Below are 17,058 nucleotides of genomic sequence, written 5' to 3' on the forward strand. Positions count from 1 at the left end.
CGCAACAGATGTCCGTTGTCCAAGCCGCCCCGATTCCCGCGACGCTGGCCCATGGTCACTCTCCCTCCATCGTGTCTTCGGGTTGCTCAAGGCCTGCAGGCCCACCGCCGGCATCCTTGATGGCCTTCTGGCTCATCAGATAGGCATAGCGCTGCAACACGGCCTCGCCGGTGAGGTGCTGGGCCTCGATGCCCACCAGCCCCGCCACGGAAACGCGGATATCGGCCAGCAGGTTTGCCTCTTCGCGAGTGGGCATGACCGTCGGCCAGCCTTTCACGTAAAGCAGATGTTTGGGGATCCGGGCCTCCAGCTCGACCCGCATTGCGGCCGCCAGCTTGGCTCCGGCGATCCGGCTGACCAGGTCGGCGGGTAGCAGGTCCGGCCGCAGATCGGCCAGCCAGCGGTTGCCCTGGAATGCATAGGTGCTTTGGGCTTCCAGCTCGACCATCTCGACGTAGATCGCGTGGTTGTCCTCGCAGCTCGCGGATGCCTTTTGGTCGGCGAGGGAGCCGAGGATGCAAAATGCGCAGGAGATCCGGGACGAGCCGTATTTGGTGTAACCCTCGTGCAGCGCCAGGCCGGCATCCCCGATGACCTGGTAGACCGCCTCGATTTCCATTTCATGGATGGCATTCCATGACATGCCAGCCGTGTTCTTGCGCTGCAGCTTGAGCTCGACCTTGGAGACCGGCATTTTCTTGCGGGCAGAGCTCTCTTGAGCGCGGACACCGGTCACATTGCAGATGTCCGACGTTGGAAAGCGCTTTCGCAGCGCTGACATGATCACGCTACCCTTCAATTCCGAGGTGCAGAAGCGCATGGCCGGAGTACTCCATGGCAGGATGAGCTTCACGCAGGACAGGTCGGCGTAGCGCGCCACGTTGTTGCGCCACCGCACCTGCCACCGGTCCATCAGGTCACCTGCAGCCCGCTTGACGACCATCAGCTCCCAGCCGAGGTGATCGGCCAGGCGCTGGCAGCTGGGCAGGCTGTCTTTCCACTCGACGCGGCCGAGATCCGCGTGCACCAGGACACGCGGGCCCGTGTGCCCGATACGGTCCAGGTACTGGGCTACCTGCAGCGCCGCGGCGGTTCCGTCTTTGCCACCACTACAACCCACCGCCACGACGGCATTGGATGCGAGCAGCTGCTCGATTGCCGGCGTCATGGACAGCCCCAGGTCCTGGCCGGTGGCCAGCGCCGCGCGCGGCATGAACACAAGCGGCGCTGAAGCGACGGAGGATTGCGGCTGGTCGCCGGGCAGATCCATCACGCGCCGCCTTTCTTGCTCGTGGGCGGCACCTTCGCGGATGCTTCTTTGCCAGGCTTGTCCGGCTTCGAGGCCTTGGCGGCTGAGGGCGGTGGATCGTCCGTGGGCGGAACAGTATCTGGCGCGCCCTTCGGCGCCTTCTTCATGAGGCGCTGCTTCTGGCGCTCCAGCCGGAGGGCTTGTTCCGCGAGCGTTTTTTCGCTGCCGGCGGCGATGTCGGTCGCAGCCAGCTTGTTTCGCCCGAACTCGGTCATGGTGATGGGCAGGCCGCGCCCGGCGGTCTCTACCCAGCCCCGGTCCTCTTCGCGTTTCATCATCGCGGAGAGGCGGCGCGTGTCGCGCGGCTTGGCGTTGTCACCCAGCATGAGCGCGCCCAGACGCGCCAGGGTCAGGCCTTCAGGGATAGTCGCCAGCTTGGCCAGGACCGTCAGGCGGTCCAGCACCACCCAGTCTTCGCTGGTCTGGCGCTGGTTGGCTTCGAGCAGGCGGCGCTCGCTTTCGGCGTCCCGCGCCACTTCGGCTTCATCCGAGACGACAGGATCCTTGGGCGCCGCGGCGTAGTTGTCATCCGCCGCCGTGTAACGCCGGCGCGGCGTGTCCGAACCGGAATCGTTTCCGCCACCATCGTCGGCGCGGCGCATGAAGCCGGAGAAGCTGCCCGCGCTGCTCATAACGCGTGCCCTTGGCTGATAGTGCTGAAGCGCGAGTTCTTGCTTCTCGATGCTGGCAAGGCGGTCTTTGGCGCGCGCGAGGCGCTGGTCCAGGCTTTCACCAGGCGGGCCGCCCTTGAGTGAACGCAGCGCTTCGAGCTTGCGTGCCACGCTGGCGTTGATGTCGCTTTGGGTCCAGGGTACGGGTTGCATATTGATGTCACTCCTAACGCTTTGCTTGCATTCATGTTTGTCACTCGATTCATGGTTAACCAAAAGGGGAGAACTTCAAGGGGCAAACAAGGCCTAATTGCAGGTCTTTTTTAGTACTCGACGCGGGGTGCGCCAAGTGGCGTTACTCGAACAAACCAGCGCCGAGTGGCTGTCCTGGGCCGTTTCCGGCGCGGGCGCGGTCATGCGAAATGGCGTCACCGCACGCGCGGGTTCTGGCCGGCCCAGGAGGGCACATGGAATCACGCGATGTGCGTCATCAAAGCCCTTGGAGGCGATGAAGCGAGACGGATCCACCGCAGTGCGGTCCACATTGCCGCCGGTGGCGAAGGGAACCATGAGCAGCACCGCCGTATTCACCTGGTGACCGGGCCAGTGCAGTACCGCCGCGCCCTGCCGCCCTTCGGCGATCACCAGGCCTTCGACGCCCAGCTCGTGGGCCAGCGCGGTGCCGTCGCGCGCCACGCGCTCCAGTGACCACCAGCACCAATCGCTGTCGGCCAGCATGGCGCCGTGCGGGTAGGCCTTCCACATCGTGCTCACGGCCGTACCCGGCTTGAATCGCGACAGGCAGCCGGCCCACCAGAAAAGGAAATGGGCATAGGCGATCTGGTCGACCACCTGTTCCGGGCTCATGCGCTGCTCGGCGCAGAGGCTTTCGACCGTGAACTCCGAATCGGCCAGCGCGGCAGGCAGGCCGGTGCGCTCCAGAACGAGACTGATGACTTCAGACATGGCTGCTCTCCTTGATGCTTGCCTTGCGGCTGGGGTGGGTGGAACGGGTGAACCCATGACCACGCCGGGCGGGCGCGTCATGCGCGGCCGTGGTGCCGCTGGCCAGCTGCTCTGAAAAAGCCACGGCGCTGTGATCGAGTGACAGCGCAAAGGCGATCCAGACGGCCAGCGCGCGGGTGGGCTGCGAGCGCGTGGCCTGCCAGTCCTTGGTGCGAGTGATCAGCGCTTCCAGCCGCACCAGCAGCTTTTGATCTGCAGCGGAGCCGAAAAGCCCCACCTGGCGCGCGATCTTGATTTGCTTGAACTGGGCGCACCAGCGGTCGATCCGCAGCAGCTCGGCGCGCCAGCAGTCTCTGAAAGCGGTACCGGGCCGTGGCGATTCAGGCGTGATCGGGTTTTCCGCCTGCAGCGCCTCGAAACCGCGCATCTGCTGCATCGCGTCCACCGCCCACGTCGGCATGCCGCCCAGGGCGGCCTCCACCTCACCGCAGGTCAGTTCCAGCATGGCGATGTCCACCGCGATCTGCTGGGCCAGCGGCGCCATCTTCATGGCTGTGGACACCCAGCCCGGCGGGCGGGAACTGGCCCGGGGCGCGCCGGTGACGGCAGCCGACGGGTCCCCGCCTTCGGCATCCGGCGACACCAAATCACCCTTGCCAAGCCATTTGCGCAGTTCCTCGCTGCGCCACACCATCTGGTGCTGCAGCCAGTCGGTGGCCTGGTCCAGGCGCTGCGGATCCGCGAGCTCGATGGCGGCATCCCGCGCCGCGTCGCGCAGCCACTGGATATCCACTGCCAGCGGCTCCAGCAGGCTCAAATGCCCCAGCGCCTCGAAAACCTCTGAGGTAGGCAACATGAGTGCGGAGCCTTGCCCCACCTGGTCGGAAAGCCGGACGCTGCCCAGGCCGCCCCAGTCCAGCGCCGGCGCATCCGTGTCCGAGGCCTGTGCGCTGCTCGCTGCATTGTCAGAATCCTCGCCCGCGGTGCCGTCGACGGTCTCAATACCAGCGCGGGCAGGTGCCGAGCCGCGCGGCGCGGGCGCAGATGCGGCGCTGGCGACCTTGTCGCCTTCAGGCTTTTCAGGCTTTTCAGGCTTGAGCATGGCGAACAGATCGAACGGGGCCAGCTCCAGCAGGCGCGGCCCTTTGCCGGTACCGGCCTTGTGCTGTTCAATAGCAACACGCACCTGGTGCGCGCGCGGCCGGCGCGGGCTCGCTGGTCCGGCGCCCGAGGCAATCGCAGTTTTCTCGACCTTTCCAGCATCGAGAGGTTGGCCTTCCAGGTCGGCGGGCATTTGCGCGATTTCGCCGGCACCAGCTGGCCCACCAGGTGCAACATCGCCCACCACGTCGCCGGCAGCGGCATGTTGTGCGACTGGGGCCACCCCGGTCTGGGCGCTGGCCAACTCCAGCGGATCCGCCAGCTGCGATTCCTGCGACGGTCCAGCCTGGCGCATGCGGGCGACGATATCTTTGGCCTGATCAGCCGCGACAACCTTTTCCGAGGCGCTGGCCAACTCCTTTCGCTCGCCGGTTTCATGGTTCACGGTGGTAGTCGCATCGAGCACCGACTGCACGATCTTGGGCTTGGCGATGCGGCCTGGCTTGCCGGCACCGCGCTTCTTCCCGCTGGCCAGCCCTTCCCGGGTTTCGTTGAGGCGGGCGATTTCCTCCGGAGTCGCGCCGTCATGCAGGGCGTTCAGATCCACCTTGTCACTGTCGGCCTTCCAGATACCGGCAGCTGCTGCGGCATCGCGCTCGAGCTTGCTGGACTTGGCGATTTCCTTGAGCCGAGCCTCGGTGTATTTGCCCTCCCACAGGCTGAGCAGCTCGGGCACGCGGTCGGCCACCAGCTGGTCGGGCGTGACCTTTAACTTGAAGCTGAGCTTCGGGGATTCCTGTTTGGTCAGGCCTCGCAGCTCCGGCACGCCGGCGGGCGAGCGCGGCAGGCAGGCCAGAGCGCGGCGCTGCACCGGGTCCAGCCTGGCAGGATCGAACTCCAGAACGCAAGGAACCGTGCCTTGCATGTGAACGGCAATCAGCTGAATCATGGTGAGACTCCTTGGGCGGGGGATGCGGGAACAGGGATTTGCTCGGTAGGGGTTGCTTCTGGTGAGCGGAGTTCGGACGGGGTGCTCTCGCTGCAGGCACCTTCGACCGGCTGAAGCGGGCCGAGCGCTTCGATCTCAGCCAGGCGGCGCGCGGTGGCATCGGCCTTGGCTTTCTTGCGGGCAGAGTACGGGCTGACTGCACCGGCATAAGCGCCGACGACAGAAATCCGCCCGTGGCCCATTGCCTCAGTGAGCTGCTTGTAGGTGACCAGCTGGTGGACAGGATCGGCATGCTGGCCGTCGCCGCCGCGCACGGTTGGCGTGATGCCAGCGGCTTCCAGGCGATCACAGGCAAAACCAGCGCGCAGCCCGTGCCCTGTCACGCCGAGCGCCTTCTTCGTGATGCCGAAGCGGGCCATGACGCTCTCATACCGGTATTGGTTCTGCGCGAGAGTGAACTGCGGTGGCGGCAGGAACTCGCGATCATCCAGATGCTTGATTTCCTCGCGCAACAGGAGGGCAGCGCTGACGCCGAGCGGATCACTCACATCAACGACGCGCGGGCGGCCTCCTTTGGTGCCGTCCACCAGGTGGATATGGACCATCGACCAATCGGCCTCGCCGGTACCAGCCACCCGGGCAGGGCCGATGTCCCGCATTGGCCTCAGGCGGAGCGCTTCCATCTTGCGCAGACCGAACGCATGCTGGGCGAGCAGCACCAGCCCAACCCAGCGCTCGAACCGGGCAACCTCAAGAATCAGCTTGTCAGGGTCAAGGCCATTGCCCTCCCACGATTTGTCCACCTGGGCGACCAGTTGACGCTTGCAGACGCTGCGGCCGAGCGTTTCGCTGAAAACCGTCACGAATTCGGGTTTTCCGATCCAGCGCGCAAGGTGCCGGCAATAGGTGGCATAGCCTGCCGCCTGGGCCGGACCGAAATCGCCGCGCTCGACCTTCGCGCGGATGTGACCAGCCAGCGCCTTGAAGTGACGCTCATCGAGTGACATGGGATTGGCAAGCCGGGTGAAACCGAGCTCGCGGCGCAGCCACTCAAAGACGTGCATCACATTCTGAAAAGCCCTCTTCTGGGTGATATGGGACGTGGTGCGGGAGTCGCCCTTGACCTTCGTCTTGCAGTGCTTGGCAATCAGGGCTGACAGCCGGAGCCGCCAGTCACCCGACTCCACCCGCGCTAGCCCGGCCCGAGCGCCCATACCCGGAGTGACAGCCACCGAGTTCACTCTTCACCCCCTTGCTGGCCGGTCTTTTCCGCGTTCTTCGGGAAGAGGACGCGGCCGACATAGACCAGACGGTCCTTGTATTTCGTGACTGCATCCTCGATGTCGAGTCCGGTCCAGCACAGCGAAGTGCGGTTGCGCTGTTGCATGAAGTCGACCATTTCGGCGAACAGGACCTGGTGGCGTGCCATGTCCTTGTAGACCTTGGCCCCGCCGCCGTGGCCGCAGCGAAGCAGCTCATAGCCTTGGACGATGCCGTGAGCGGCGTTCAGTTCGATCTGGAGCGCATCCTCGCGGACCATGCCGGCTTCGCGGGCAAGCCTGTCCACGAAATAGTGGGTTTTGTCGCGCTGGGCGCGCAGGTAGTCACTGCGCTCCTGCAATTTCTGGGCGGTAAGTTGTCGGCCACCGGTGCGATCACGCACATTGGCGCTGAAATCCGGCCAGAACTCATCGATGGAGCCGAGCATGCCGTGCTTGTTGAGAGCCAGGGTCCAGCTGCGCAGGGTGCTCCAGCGGTTGTAAATAGTCTTGCGGGACAACTCGCGCTGTTTCCAGTTTTCCAGCAAGGCGCGGGCGTGCTTGAGCCCGAAGCTGGTCACATCGGTAATCTGAAAGCCCATGGCGCGCAACTCGGTGTATGCGGTGACCAGGCGTTCGATGCGCTCACTGAGGACGCGGCGCGAGGGATATTCACCGAGGAACCGGGCGCGGTCGGTCAGGATGGCGCTGATCTGCTCCCGAATGGGCAAATCGCGTATTTGGTCGGAAATGGCGTGGCCGAGCGGGGCCATTGGCGCGTGCGCATGTGGCAGCGGTGCGGCCTGGCTGCGGTTGTATTGAACTGGCGCAGGTGTGCGTGACTCGCGAAGTGCCAGCGAGGCGGTCAGCGTTGTAGTTTGATTCGACATAGCAAGCTCCATCCGGTTAAAGGGTTCGTCCCGATCCGGCTGTCGCAAGCGTCTTTTCTCTGTAGGCGGGCAGATACCCGGGCGTGGAGCTTCAGACAAGGGATGCCATCCCGCTATCTGCCAGTTTGAAACGGCTCTGGTGCTGTGGACTTGCTGTTACGTCGAGGAATCTAGCTCCGGAGTCCTCACTCCCCTGTACATCAGGTCAGCAATCAAGTCGTGTTGAACTTGACTGCCGTGGCACCGTTTCGCCGGTGAACGCGTCTCTATCCCAATCAACTCCCTTACTCCCGCATAGACGATGCAGGAGCGCCCCATGTGCTTTGACAGCTACGTGCTGTCCCTACGAGTGGTAGGCCTACGAGTGGTAGGTGTGATGAGGATGGACTCAGCAAAGCCGCGATCTGGCGCTGGCTGCTGTGATTGTTTAGAGATCTGCCACGTATGGCAGCGGTGAGTACCTGTCGTTGTCGCCGTGTCCTGGCGACGACCCTTTATCCCCGGTCGCTGGCGTGCGTTCGGGGGGTCGCAGTTCGTGAAGGTGCGCGTCTCCAAAACCTCATAGGAGGGCCATGGGACGGCGATTTTCACGCTGCAACGGGTGCGACTAAATTTGACGGTTCCGCCTGCTTTCCCCGTCTCGCAAAGGCGAAAAACGAGTGGAAAGCCTCGCAGATACTACGTTCTACAACACTCTGTCTGGTTCAAAGGCGAAAAATGTTGTTTCAAAGACTGGATTCTTGGTGAATCCATCGCGCAGAACTTGCGCCCTGCTGGTTGAGATCTTTGATCTCTTGGCTCCTCAAAGTGGAGCTGACTTGCTGCGACAGCGATTGAAATATAGCACAGCCCAATTTCAAAGCGCAAGAACTGTGTTGGGGCCGCAACAATCTCTTTTTCAAAGGCGAGTTTTACATTGGGCTGCCAACGCGTGACGCCTTGCGCGTCATTTCACGGCTCCGAGGCGAAATAAGAGCACTGCACTGACGCAAGGTGACGCGATTGTGTCGCCATCTTGCACACTGCGCGTCGTTTCCGCCTGTTTTCCCCGGAGTTTGAATGTGACCATGCGTCCATCTTTAACTTTCAAGGGGAATTCGAATGCCTGAAATCGTAGCCATCGACTTGGGATACGGCCACACAAAAGTAGTGAGCCAGGGCCGTGACGGAGAAATCAAACGCATGATTTTTCCGTCCGTCGCGCCGATCACGACGCGCGAACGGACTGCCGAGTCGAACGGCATGGGGGCGCTTCGCACCGTGACCGTGTGTGTGGGTGCCAACAACTATGTCATCGGGAAGGACGCCTACCTCGAGGCGGACTCCAACTACTCGCGGTCGCGCCTGGACGAGTATTCGCAGACCGATGGTTACCACGCCCTGATGCTTGGCGCCCTCGCTCTGTCGGGTCTTCGCGAAATTGACCAGCTGGTGATCGGACTTCCCCTCACCACCCTGGACACCTACCACTCCGTGATGAGCTCAAAGTACCTTGGTGAGCACAGCATAGGCGCCACCTACGCGAGACGGAAGGTTGAACTCGCGGTACGCAATGTCCTGGTCACCTCGCAGCCGGCTGGTGCCATGATTAACGCGGTGGCCGGTCAGCCTGGGCTGAAGAAAGCGACCAACCTGGCGATCGACATGGGTTATTTCACGATGGACTTCCTCATGTGCGAGGGACTGCGTCCGTTCTACAAGCGCTCTGGCGCGGTCCAGGGCGGCATGAGCGGCTACTACGACCACCTGAATGGTATGGTGGCTGAGAAAATCACCAGCGAAGGACTCCCAGCCCAAAGCACCGTCGATCACTTTCGCCTCGAAGAGACGCTGAGCAATGGCATCCAGGGTGAAAACGGTCGCACGATCTACAGCCTTCGGATCGGGAAGTTGGAGGTTGATATCACGGAATGCGTCGAGCGCGCGTCCACCAGGCTGACCGAATATCTCGACCGCATGATGACCACGCTGGGCGGCGGCAGCTCCATGGGAATCATCAGTTCCGTGGTGCTCGCCGGCGGCGGCGCGCGGATGATCCTGCCGGCGGTCAAAGAGCGCTTTGGCAAAACCCACGACATCGTCATGCAGGATGCGGCGCAATACGCCATTGCCAACGGGTTCCTGCACTTCGGCCTAGCCAGCGCGAAGCGTGCCGCAGCCCAAGTCTGAAACTGCCCACCTTACGACTGGACCGCAAATGACTGCACCCATCAAACTCAGAGGCACGATCTCGGACAAGCACAGCGTCTTCCAGGCTTGCATTGACATGCCGCCGCGGGCCTGCTTCCAGCTTCTGATGACGCTGGCCGAAGAGGCCTGGGCTTCCCGAAGTAGTCTGGCACGGCTGCTGCACGACGGACACCCTTTGAAGGCAACGCTGCAGCACCTGAGTTCCCATGAAGCGCTTGTGCTGTTGATCGGGCTTACCGGGGTTCGGCCCGGCTGGGAACAGCCTGCCTCGGAAATAGCTCGCACCTTTCCTGCCCCGCCATCAACTTTGAGTGACAAGCCTCCTTCTGTCACCCCGAAACCCTTACTGGGTGTGCCCCGCGCCAATAGTGAGGTGGAATTTGACGATGGCGACTTTGAAGTCTTGGGAGGTCGCCCCGGCTAGTTTTGTCACTCAAGCAGGATTTTCGGAACGTCACAGAATAGAGACATCTGAACTTAGAAGGAGTACTCGATGAAAGAACTGCTGAAATCCTACTCGACCAAAGTCTACGGTGTCGTGGCCACCTGCGACGCCTATATCAACGCCGCCGCCTACCAGGTCGGCCAAATCGACCTCGCCCAGTACGAACGGAGCGTGAAACTGGAGAAATACCGCAATAAGGTGGTTTTCCCCGCCAATCTCGGGACACTTCCCGTGGCAGTATTCAGCCTCGGAGTGACATATCGCGTGGTCGTTGGGATCTTCGCCTGCGTCATGCTCCGAGGTATGCGTGCCCTGGTGGTCAAGGCCGAAGGGGAACATAAGCTGCGCAAGCTACCCTTCGTTGACCTGCAGGATCGCGCACGAAACTGAGAGGATGTTGTGATCGACGAAGTGAAATCTGGTAGGGCAGTGACAAATCAGGCGCATCTACGCGGCGCCTGGCATGCAGCCGGGATCCTGGCGGTTGCATGCGCGTCGCAGTTTCCAACTACCGCCATGGCCACGGACCTCGCCCAGCCATTCTCGACACCGTCCGAACAATGCATAGTCCCAGCATCGACTTATCACACGGTCAACCCGTATGTCCTTCGCTCGATCCTGACCGTGGAATCGGGACTGAAGTCGAGCGCGATTGGGAAAAACCGGAACGGCTCGGTCGACATTGGGATTGGCCAGATCAACTCGATTCACCTGAAAGAGCTCTCGCAATTCGGGATCGGCCCAACCCACCTTCAAGATGCCTGCATCGGGACCTATGTTGCGGCCTGGCACCTGAAGAAGGCCATTGCAGAACGGGGCAACACTTGGGAAGGTGTGGCGTCGTATCACAGCCGCACGCCGTATTTCAACAAGCGGTATCAGGCCTTGATCGTCAATGAGATGATCCGAAGTGGTGCCATGCAAGGGCAGCTGCTTCCAGTGCCTCCACTGAATCCCTTAGACCTCGGTGCTAGCGGTTCCCGTGGGGGGTTGAAAGCCGCTGCAGCCGGCGACTCCCAAGGATCGAGCGTCATCATCTTCGATACCCGCCAATAAAGACTGAGCGGCGCTTTCGCACGAAAGCGGCCTCGCGATCTCAATCAATGCCTGAAAACCAGAAATCGTGCACCCGAAAAGTTGAAAAGCAATGCAATCACGGAGCCGACAGCCAGCGGCAGAAGCGTGTGAGTGATAGCAATTGGAAACCAGAGGATCATCAGATAAAAAACCAGAAAATTGATCGCAATGCCTCCGGCCTGCACCAGCAAATACCTAAGATATTCCTGCATCAAAAATACCATGGCGCCGGTTGGCGGGCGAAAAGTGAATAACCGGTTGGCCCACCAGGTAACAAGCGTTGCGGGAAGGAAGGCCAATGCACGTGTGACCATGATGTCGATACCGAATATCCGCAGGAAGACAAAGAATAAACCGGCATCAACCACGAAGCCGAAACCACCCACCACCAGAAAGGTCATCAACTGGCGCCCTGAATTTTTTTCCGGTGCGCTCTTGGACATCAGGTTCTATTCGTCATGGACACGATCATGAGTTCGTACCTCATCCTGTGCTGCTGCGCGATGCTGTCGAGCATCAGTGCCACGAAACAAAAGATCACCGCCACGATTTCCAGCGCCGCAGCAAGCACCGCCAGCGGGACATGGTAGATATATTGGTACGTAAACCAGTCAACCAACACTGGAAAACCGGCAATAAAACCGAGCACCATGAGTAGCATGGAAACCGTACCAAAAAACGCAAACGGCTTGTAATAGCGCAGTATCTGGAAGATTGCAAAAATGACCTTGGCGCCATCGGCCAAAGTGTTGAGCTTGGAAAAGCTGCCTGCCGGCCTGTCCACATATTCCACAGGAATTTCCATAACGCGAAAACGTTTATCAAGCGCATGCAGGGTCATATCAGTTTCGACTTGAAAGCCCGCAACCATTACTGGATAGGTCTTCACAAAGGTACGGCTGAAGGCACGATACCCGCTCATGATGTCCTGCAAAGTGGATCGGAAAAACAAATTGATCATGTTTTTGACAAGATCGTTGCCGAACCCATGAAAGCGGCGTTTGTTGTGGTCCTTGTAATGCCCACCCGAATGCCGATCGCCTACCACCATGTCGGCCTCGCCTAGCGCAACAGGTGCGATCATGTCGGCGGCGCGAGATGCCGGATAAGTCTGATCGGCGTCAGCCAGCAAATAAATGTCGGCGTCCACGTCGGAAAATGCACGGCGTAATGCATTTCCCTTGCCTTGCCGGTACTCGCGAATCAACCGCCCCTCGCAGCCCAACTCTTCAAATGTCGTTTCAGTGATTGCGGAGGTACGGTCGCTGGAGTTGTTGTCGATCACGCATATGGTGGCGTCAGGCAGCGCAGCATGGAAGTCCAGGATGACCTGTCTGATCGTCAACTCTTCGTTGTAGGCAGGAAGAATGACGGCAACGGTGTGATTGGCAGAACTCACAGAGACCTCTTGAAAAGACTGAATCACGACTGGCGGGAAATACGGCAGTACTGGTAGCCGTCCTGGTGGTTGCCCACCCAAGCACGGTACGTCACACAAGATGCCAGATCGACGCGCAAGCCGTAACGTGTTTTTGCAAGTTCATCACTGGCGCGCGCAATGGCCTTGTCCTCCTCAGCCAGGTCGCGCCGCGCTGCGGAATCCATCACGACACCGCAGTACGCGCCGTTGCTGCTGTCGGACATCTTGGCGTTCAGGCGGGAATTTCGCTTGAGACCCCAACGTACAACATCGCAGCCGAAACCGCTCTTGCCCACACCCATACTGGCAAGAACGCGATTGATTTTTGCGATTTGTGCAGGCTGTGTGTCCTTGCTTGCTTCGAAAATAACATAGGCATTCTCTGACCGGCTGTCGATCATCCGCATGGCCTGGGACACAAATTTCGGCGACTCGGGGAAACTTGCCAGCGAGGCGACTTCGATTTCAGGCGGGAAAAACGGGATCAACCAGGCATGCTTACCGCCCTGCAATATCATGACAGCAGTTTTTTCCGGTTGAGCCAGCGGCGGCAGCTCAACCCGGAAAGCGGTTTCGCCAAAGCCAACATTGCCCCATGTTGTCCGGAATAGCAATACAACAATCACCGAGGAAAGCAGTACCTTTTTGCCAAGCGATTGTGCCAAAGCTGGCTTGAAGAGCCGATGCAACAAAAGCCAGATTGCCAACGGCGCAATCATTTCCAGCGGCACCAGGTAGCGGTGAATGCTGAAAATGCCGAGCCAAGTCAGGTAACTTGTAGCAGCAAATGCCAGCAGAAAATGTGCCCTCGAGGGTTCTTCAAGAGGGAAAACATAAGCATTCCGGGCTGGTGATAAGCTGAAAAATCGGGTACGAATTGCTGCGATGGCCCAGAGCGCGAACAATGAGTACAGCACAGGCAGTGCAATCTGATAAAGCGCCGACTCACCAACCCGCGCTGGATTCAGCGCAAATATAAATGGGAAAAAAAGCGCTTCAGCTACACCCTTCGGCCGCCAGCGAGTGTCGCCCACACCGATCGAGCCAGCCATGTCCGACTGGAAATAGGTATTGAACTGCGGGAACAGCGGATTGCCGTAGAGCTCCCAGAGCATGAGAAACCAGTAGCCCCCGGTCAAAGCGATACCCAGCACAACGCCCGCGCTGAATGCCGATGCGACGCGCAACCGATGAACTGCGCCGCCGGGACAGGCCAGCAGAAGTGCCAAGGCGCCGGCCACCGCATAAACCGCGTTTGTGAGCTTTGCGCCGGCGCCCATACCTATCAGCAATCCCGCCAACATGATCCACAGCAGGTAGTGTCCGCGCGCACGTACAACATCACCCCATCGGGTCACAGCGACCGCCACACCTGCCAGCACAAACACCGATGAAGTGTTGTCGCCCATGGTGTTTCCAAGTTCCGATACAAAAACAGCACTCAGGCACCCGGCCAGCGCGAGCAGAATCACCGTCGCGTTGGGGTGTTTCGCACGCTCAACAAAAGGCTTCACAATCAGAAGCAAAAACACAAAATTAAGGCCGTGAAACAAGCCCATCGCGAAGGCTATTGCACGAGGCGGCCAGTGCTGAATCATCAGAAAATACGGCAGATCCAGCACCGGATTGAAATAGCTCTGCATAGCGGCTGGTGCTAGGTCAATCCCGACGCGGCCATTGAGCAGCGCATATGCGTTATAGAGGTGATAGTTAAGCAGATCCCAGTTCGCATCCTGGCCGATCACAAATACGGAAGCCAGCGCAAACAAAAGGGGAACGGCGACAGCAGCCCAACACGGTGCCGACGCATGATCCAGACAGCCCGTCAGCCGCGAACGGAGCTTAGAGAAAAATCCCATGACAACTTCCTGATGCTTTCCTTCCACGCCCTAAACGGCCAGAAGCAGACAACGAACCCAATGGACATCCCGCTCGGCATAGCGCGATGTGGCCTGGGTGATTTTTATGAGGCGTGAGAACTGGCCCTGGTTGATTCAACCGGTTCCACCGCTGAGGTAATGAAACTTCAGGCCGGCTTAATGCCACCCACAATGATTGTTCTCCCAAGCAGTACATCCAAGAAATTTATTTGCCGCACAAAATACTCGTTGTGAATGTCAATGGTTTTGTAGCGCGACTTTTCTTTTCTGGCTGTAAGCTTGGAGAAAATTTTGATGGGAACATAAAGGAACAAAAGCCAAAGTTTCGATGTGCCTTGACGCTTGTCGATGGTTAGCGCAATTTTCTCGAAACCAGCGTCTAATAGTGAGTGAGTCAAGTAAAAAAGAGAAACTGGATTTATATGACCGCCAGTGGTGTGGAGTTCACTCTCTTTTATATGCAGTGGCCCAAAGAGATTAAAAAACCCAAAGATTAAAAATCTAATCCTTGACTTCAAATTCAAAACATTAGGCGTTGATATCACAACAACTCCAGCAGGCTCTAACACGCGATAAATTTCGCGTATTGTTTTTCTGTAATGCTCTAGATGTTCGATTACCTCGGTGCAAGTCACCAAATCAAAGGCTCCGTCTTGGTACGGTAACCCATGCTCATTTAGATTAACCTCGGTCACTTTGATGTCGTCAAGCTTCATCAGACTATCAGTATAGTCACACGCGCTCGATTTGTTAATGAATTCAGCTTCCCTTAGCAATTGAATCAGATCGCCATGACCTGAGCCAATATCCAAATGCTTGATGGAGCCGCGAGGTTTCAATTGCTTGGCCATTCTCAAAGTGCCGGAAAGGATTAGAGATGTACTGAGCGTCATAAACTATCTTGCTGCTGATCGGCTATTAATAAGGGGATCCGGATTTGGCTATGTTTGCCCTGCAACGTGCAGGACCTGACGTGCATCCTGCAGTGCCCGTATGGGACCGACGCCAGGGCCCTCGAGCTGAAAGTTCTTTTGTGCTGCTAACCGCAACTCGATATCAGACTCTGTGTCGTGGCAGGTCAAACCCCAAGAACTCAGATACGCGATGAGTTCTTCTCTGGTGCCGTACAGAACTTCCGATGCCAATTTCATGAAGCCACGACTCCAAAAGTGTTTCAAAACTTGGTTGGGTGGAACGTCCCCACATTAAACAAGGTGGGATACCTGATCGTATCGACTTGAAAAGATAGCAATCGCCGAATTGCACGCCTGCGGACAAACTCTGCACCTTTTCTAGGCAATTGGGGTCGGGTTACCTCGCCGATGCCCCGGCATTTAATAGGTAACCATCCGCACAGCACGAGCCCATCATGTTCATAGCGGCGCACACCAGGCAAAGCCGATGTCATAGCTGCTCACATAATTCCGCGTACTCACCCATGGCTGATCCGACCAGCGGACGGAGTAAGGAGGGCAAACATACAACTGAGTTCCACCGGCAGCTTTCCACAGACCGTTTACACAACTCAGAGTTTTCCCGTTCCAAGCCCAGCCATCGGAGAGGGTATAGGCTGCTTTGGCTATCTGACCCGTAGCGCATCCCCAAGTCTCCACGGCCCACCCAGGATTGAGGCGGCCAGAACCTAAGTCGCCGGTTTGATCAAGCGTCAGGTTTCCTTGGGTATCCGAATAACTCAACCAGCGGCCCGTCGCCGCATCGTAGTAACCCATGTTGCTGCGGTTTGTCATCTGGTTGATCTGATAGTTTCCGCTCGAATCGCGGAACTCAAGACCAGTCCATCCGTTTTTCTGCCCCGATACCGTCGTCGCGCCATAAGAACCTTGCGAGCCCGAGCCAAGAATTTGGTTATTAGCGATATTGATACTTGGATCGGCCTGCTGCACCCAGGCGCTCCACCCCCCAGCTTGCGTTCCTGACTGCTGATTGCGTTGCCACACCCTGCCCACCGCGGCGCCAGTCATGCCGACCACCCTCTGAGCAACGTAATAGTTAGCGCTGTTGATATGTCGATAGACCTCCACGAAAACCCAGTCCCCGCCTGCTGGTGAGTTGGGTAGCGCCACTCCGTTGTAGCATCGGCCATCAGTTTGTAAATTATTTAGGTCCGCCGACGTGGAAACACACTTGCCATCGCCAGGGGCCTTCCACACCCCGCCCTGGCAACTCAAAATGCCGCCGGCACCATCCTGTGCAATGGCACCGACGCTAGAGCATGCGGCGTTTACTGTCTGAACCGAGTTCATCACGATGGGTGTGTTCATCTGGTTCAGCTCCGGGCGACCAGGTATAGGGTCGCGAGCCAAGAACGCTGACGACGTATCACCGTTCTCAAACCACAGCGCCATCGCCGGGCGACCAGCTGCAACCCGGACGTTACCGGCAGTGCCATCGCACTTGCGGTTCACGTTGTTGACGAGGTTGTCAAAGGTTGCCGTAGCAATGGCCCAACCTCCGACTGCACCGCGAATAGTGGACGGATCGGAAGCGTAGGTTCCGCCACCACTGCCGCCGATAACAGCCGCCAAGCTGCCCAATGAAAGGTCGTCAATGGTCTGCCCACCTTCACTCACTACCATTGCCTGCAAGCGGTTGGCGGTTGGCTCAAGGACCAATGCACACATGCTCTGGCTGTAGGCATTGGTGGCCAGGAATCCCGTCGTCAGGTTCCCTGCGGCGATGAGCGTCGAAACGTCAATAAGCGCTGGTGTCGTTGGCGTGGCGACCGCCTGGATGGCCGCGTAGTTGTCCTTGATGTATGCGCGCGCGGCGTCGCCGAAGGCTTTGACCTGACTCGCAGCCACGGTAACCTTGGTGTCATTGGAAAACTGATCAGCGACTGCATACAGGCCAATAGAAGCGGACGACATAATGGCCAAACTGACGATGACCTCAAGGAGAGTAAGGCCACGCTGCGACTTCGGTTTATGAACAATTGACATA

Annotated in this window: 15 protein-coding genes; 4 read left to right on the top strand and 11 right to left on the bottom strand. The window is 59.0% G+C overall.

All coding sequences use genetic code 11. The features are described 5' to 3' along the window. Positions 1–55 precede the first annotated feature (55 nt). From BPRO_RS27125 to BPRO_RS27150, 6 genes are all read right to left on the bottom strand, one after another. Complete coding sequence (locus tag BPRO_RS27125) at positions 56–1,270, bottom strand: hypothetical protein (protein ID WP_011486261.1); 1,215 nt, start codon at positions 1,268–1,270, stop codon at positions 56–58. Continuing rightward, positions 1,270–2,133, bottom strand: coding sequence for a hypothetical protein (locus BPRO_RS27130; RefSeq protein WP_011486262.1), 864 nt, complete (start codon positions 2,131–2,133; stop codon positions 1,270–1,272). Before BPRO_RS27130 ends, BPRO_RS27125 begins: the two co-directional genes overlap by 1 nt. A 93-nt stretch (positions 2,134–2,226) precedes the next feature. Next, positions 2,227–2,886: a hypothetical protein gene (locus BPRO_RS27135; RefSeq protein ID WP_011486263.1), complete on the bottom strand. Its 660-nt coding sequence runs from the start codon at positions 2,884–2,886 to the stop codon at positions 2,227–2,229. Next, the gene (locus tag BPRO_RS27140) at positions 2,879–4,936 is read right to left on the bottom strand and encodes a hypothetical protein (protein WP_011486264.1); all 2,058 of its coding nucleotides are present in this window, start codon (positions 4,934–4,936) and stop codon (positions 2,879–2,881) included. Before BPRO_RS27140 ends, BPRO_RS27135 begins: the two co-directional genes overlap by 8 nt. Continuing rightward, the gene (locus tag BPRO_RS28280; protein WP_049764345.1) at positions 4,933–6,177 is read right to left on the bottom strand and encodes an integrase domain-containing protein; all 1,245 of its coding nucleotides are present in this window, start codon (positions 6,175–6,177) and stop codon (positions 4,933–4,935) included. Before BPRO_RS28280 ends, BPRO_RS27140 begins: the two co-directional genes overlap by 4 nt. Continuing rightward, positions 6,174–7,085 (bottom strand): phage integrase N-terminal domain-containing protein, encoded by a 912-nt coding sequence (locus tag BPRO_RS27150; RefSeq protein ID WP_011486266.1) that lies wholly within the window; start codon positions 7,083–7,085, stop codon positions 6,174–6,176. The genes BPRO_RS28280 and BPRO_RS27150 overlap by 4 nt, the downstream gene beginning before the upstream one ends. A gap of 1,101 nt (positions 7,086–8,186) precedes the next feature. Between BPRO_RS27150 and BPRO_RS27155 the strand changes: the two genes are divergently transcribed. From BPRO_RS27155 to BPRO_RS27170, 4 genes are all read left to right on the top strand, one after another. After that, entirely contained in the window at positions 8,187–9,254 is a 1,068-nt protein-coding gene (locus BPRO_RS27155) for a PRTRC system protein D (RefSeq protein WP_011486267.1), read from the top strand. 28 nt (positions 9,255–9,282) lie between these two features. Continuing rightward, entirely contained in the window at positions 9,283–9,699 is a 417-nt protein-coding gene (locus tag BPRO_RS27160; RefSeq protein ID WP_041390682.1) for a hypothetical protein, read from the top strand. A gap of 69 nt (positions 9,700–9,768) precedes the next feature. Beyond that, positions 9,769–10,110, top strand: coding sequence for a hypothetical protein (locus tag BPRO_RS27165; RefSeq protein WP_011486269.1), 342 nt, complete (start codon positions 9,769–9,771; stop codon positions 10,108–10,110). A 9-nt stretch (positions 10,111–10,119) separates the two neighbouring features. Then, positions 10,120–10,776, top strand: a complete 657-nt coding sequence (locus tag BPRO_RS27170) for a lytic transglycosylase domain-containing protein (protein WP_157046074.1) — start codon at positions 10,120–10,122, stop codon at positions 10,774–10,776. A 44-nt stretch (positions 10,777–10,820) separates the two neighbouring features. Here BPRO_RS27170 and BPRO_RS27175 read toward each other — a convergent pair whose 3' ends face one another. From BPRO_RS27175 to pilV, 5 genes are all read right to left on the bottom strand, one after another. After that, entirely contained in the window at positions 10,821–11,240 is a 420-nt protein-coding gene (locus BPRO_RS27175) for a GtrA family protein (RefSeq protein WP_041390684.1), read from the bottom strand. Continuing rightward, positions 11,240–12,196 (bottom strand): glycosyltransferase, encoded by a 957-nt coding sequence (locus BPRO_RS27180; RefSeq protein WP_011486272.1) that lies wholly within the window; start codon positions 12,194–12,196, stop codon positions 11,240–11,242. Before BPRO_RS27180 ends, BPRO_RS27175 begins: the two co-directional genes overlap by 1 nt. A gap of 23 nt (positions 12,197–12,219) precedes the next feature. Continuing rightward, positions 12,220–14,076, bottom strand: a complete 1,857-nt coding sequence (locus BPRO_RS27185; protein WP_011486273.1) for a hypothetical protein — start codon at positions 14,074–14,076, stop codon at positions 12,220–12,222. Between the two features lie 167 nt (positions 14,077–14,243). Beyond that, positions 14,244–14,990, bottom strand: coding sequence for a class I SAM-dependent methyltransferase (locus tag BPRO_RS27190; RefSeq protein ID WP_011486274.1), 747 nt, complete (start codon positions 14,988–14,990; stop codon positions 14,244–14,246). Between the two features lie 480 nt (positions 14,991–15,470). Continuing rightward, positions 15,471–17,057 (bottom strand): shufflon system plasmid conjugative transfer pilus tip adhesin PilV, encoded by a 1,587-nt coding sequence (pilV, locus tag BPRO_RS27200; RefSeq protein ID WP_041390690.1) that lies wholly within the window; start codon positions 17,055–17,057, stop codon positions 15,471–15,473. Position 17,058: the final 1 nt, after the last annotated feature.

Source organism: Polaromonas sp. JS666 (genome assembly GCF_000013865.1).
In the GTDB taxonomy this organism is placed as follows: Bacteria; Pseudomonadota; Gammaproteobacteria; order Burkholderiales; family Burkholderiaceae_C; genus Polaromonas.

What these genes read in the sequence shown, in the direction of transcription:
- BPRO_RS27125 (WP_011486261.1), bottom strand. Translation starts at nt 1,270, where the DNA reads ATGGATCTGCCCGGCGACCAGCCGCAATCCTCCGTCGCTTCAGCGCCG.
- BPRO_RS27130 (WP_011486262.1), bottom strand. Translation starts at nt 2,133, where the DNA reads ATGCAACCCGTACCCTGGACCCAAAGCGACATCAACGCCAGCGTGGCA.
- BPRO_RS27135 (WP_011486263.1), bottom strand. Translation starts at nt 2,886, where the DNA reads ATGTCTGAAGTCATCAGTCTCGTTCTGGAGCGCACCGGCCTGCCTGCC.
- BPRO_RS27140 (WP_011486264.1), bottom strand. Translation starts at nt 4,936, where the DNA reads ATGATTCAGCTGATTGCCGTTCACATGCAAGGCACGGTTCCTTGCGTT.
- BPRO_RS27150 (WP_011486266.1), bottom strand. Translation starts at nt 7,085, where the DNA reads ATGTCGAATCAAACTACAACGCTGACCGCCTCGCTGGCACTTCGCGAG.
- BPRO_RS27155 (WP_011486267.1), top strand. Translation starts at nt 8,187, where the DNA reads ATGCCTGAAATCGTAGCCATCGACTTGGGATACGGCCACACAAAAGTA.
- BPRO_RS27160 (WP_041390682.1), top strand. Translation starts at nt 9,283, where the DNA reads ATGACTGCACCCATCAAACTCAGAGGCACGATCTCGGACAAGCACAGC.
- BPRO_RS27165 (WP_011486269.1), top strand. Translation starts at nt 9,769, where the DNA reads ATGAAAGAACTGCTGAAATCCTACTCGACCAAAGTCTACGGTGTCGTG.
- BPRO_RS27175 (WP_041390684.1), bottom strand. Translation starts at nt 11,240, where the DNA reads ATGTCCAAGAGCGCACCGGAAAAAAATTCAGGGCGCCAGTTGATGACC.
- BPRO_RS27185 (WP_011486273.1), bottom strand. Translation starts at nt 14,076, where the DNA reads ATGGGATTTTTCTCTAAGCTCCGTTCGCGGCTGACGGGCTGTCTGGAT.
- BPRO_RS27190 (WP_011486274.1), bottom strand. Translation starts at nt 14,990, where the DNA reads ATGACGCTCAGTACATCTCTAATCCTTTCCGGCACTTTGAGAATGGCC.
- pilV (WP_041390690.1), bottom strand. Translation starts at nt 17,057, where the DNA reads ATGTCAATTGTTCATAAACCGAAGTCGCAGCGTGGCCTTACTCTCCTT.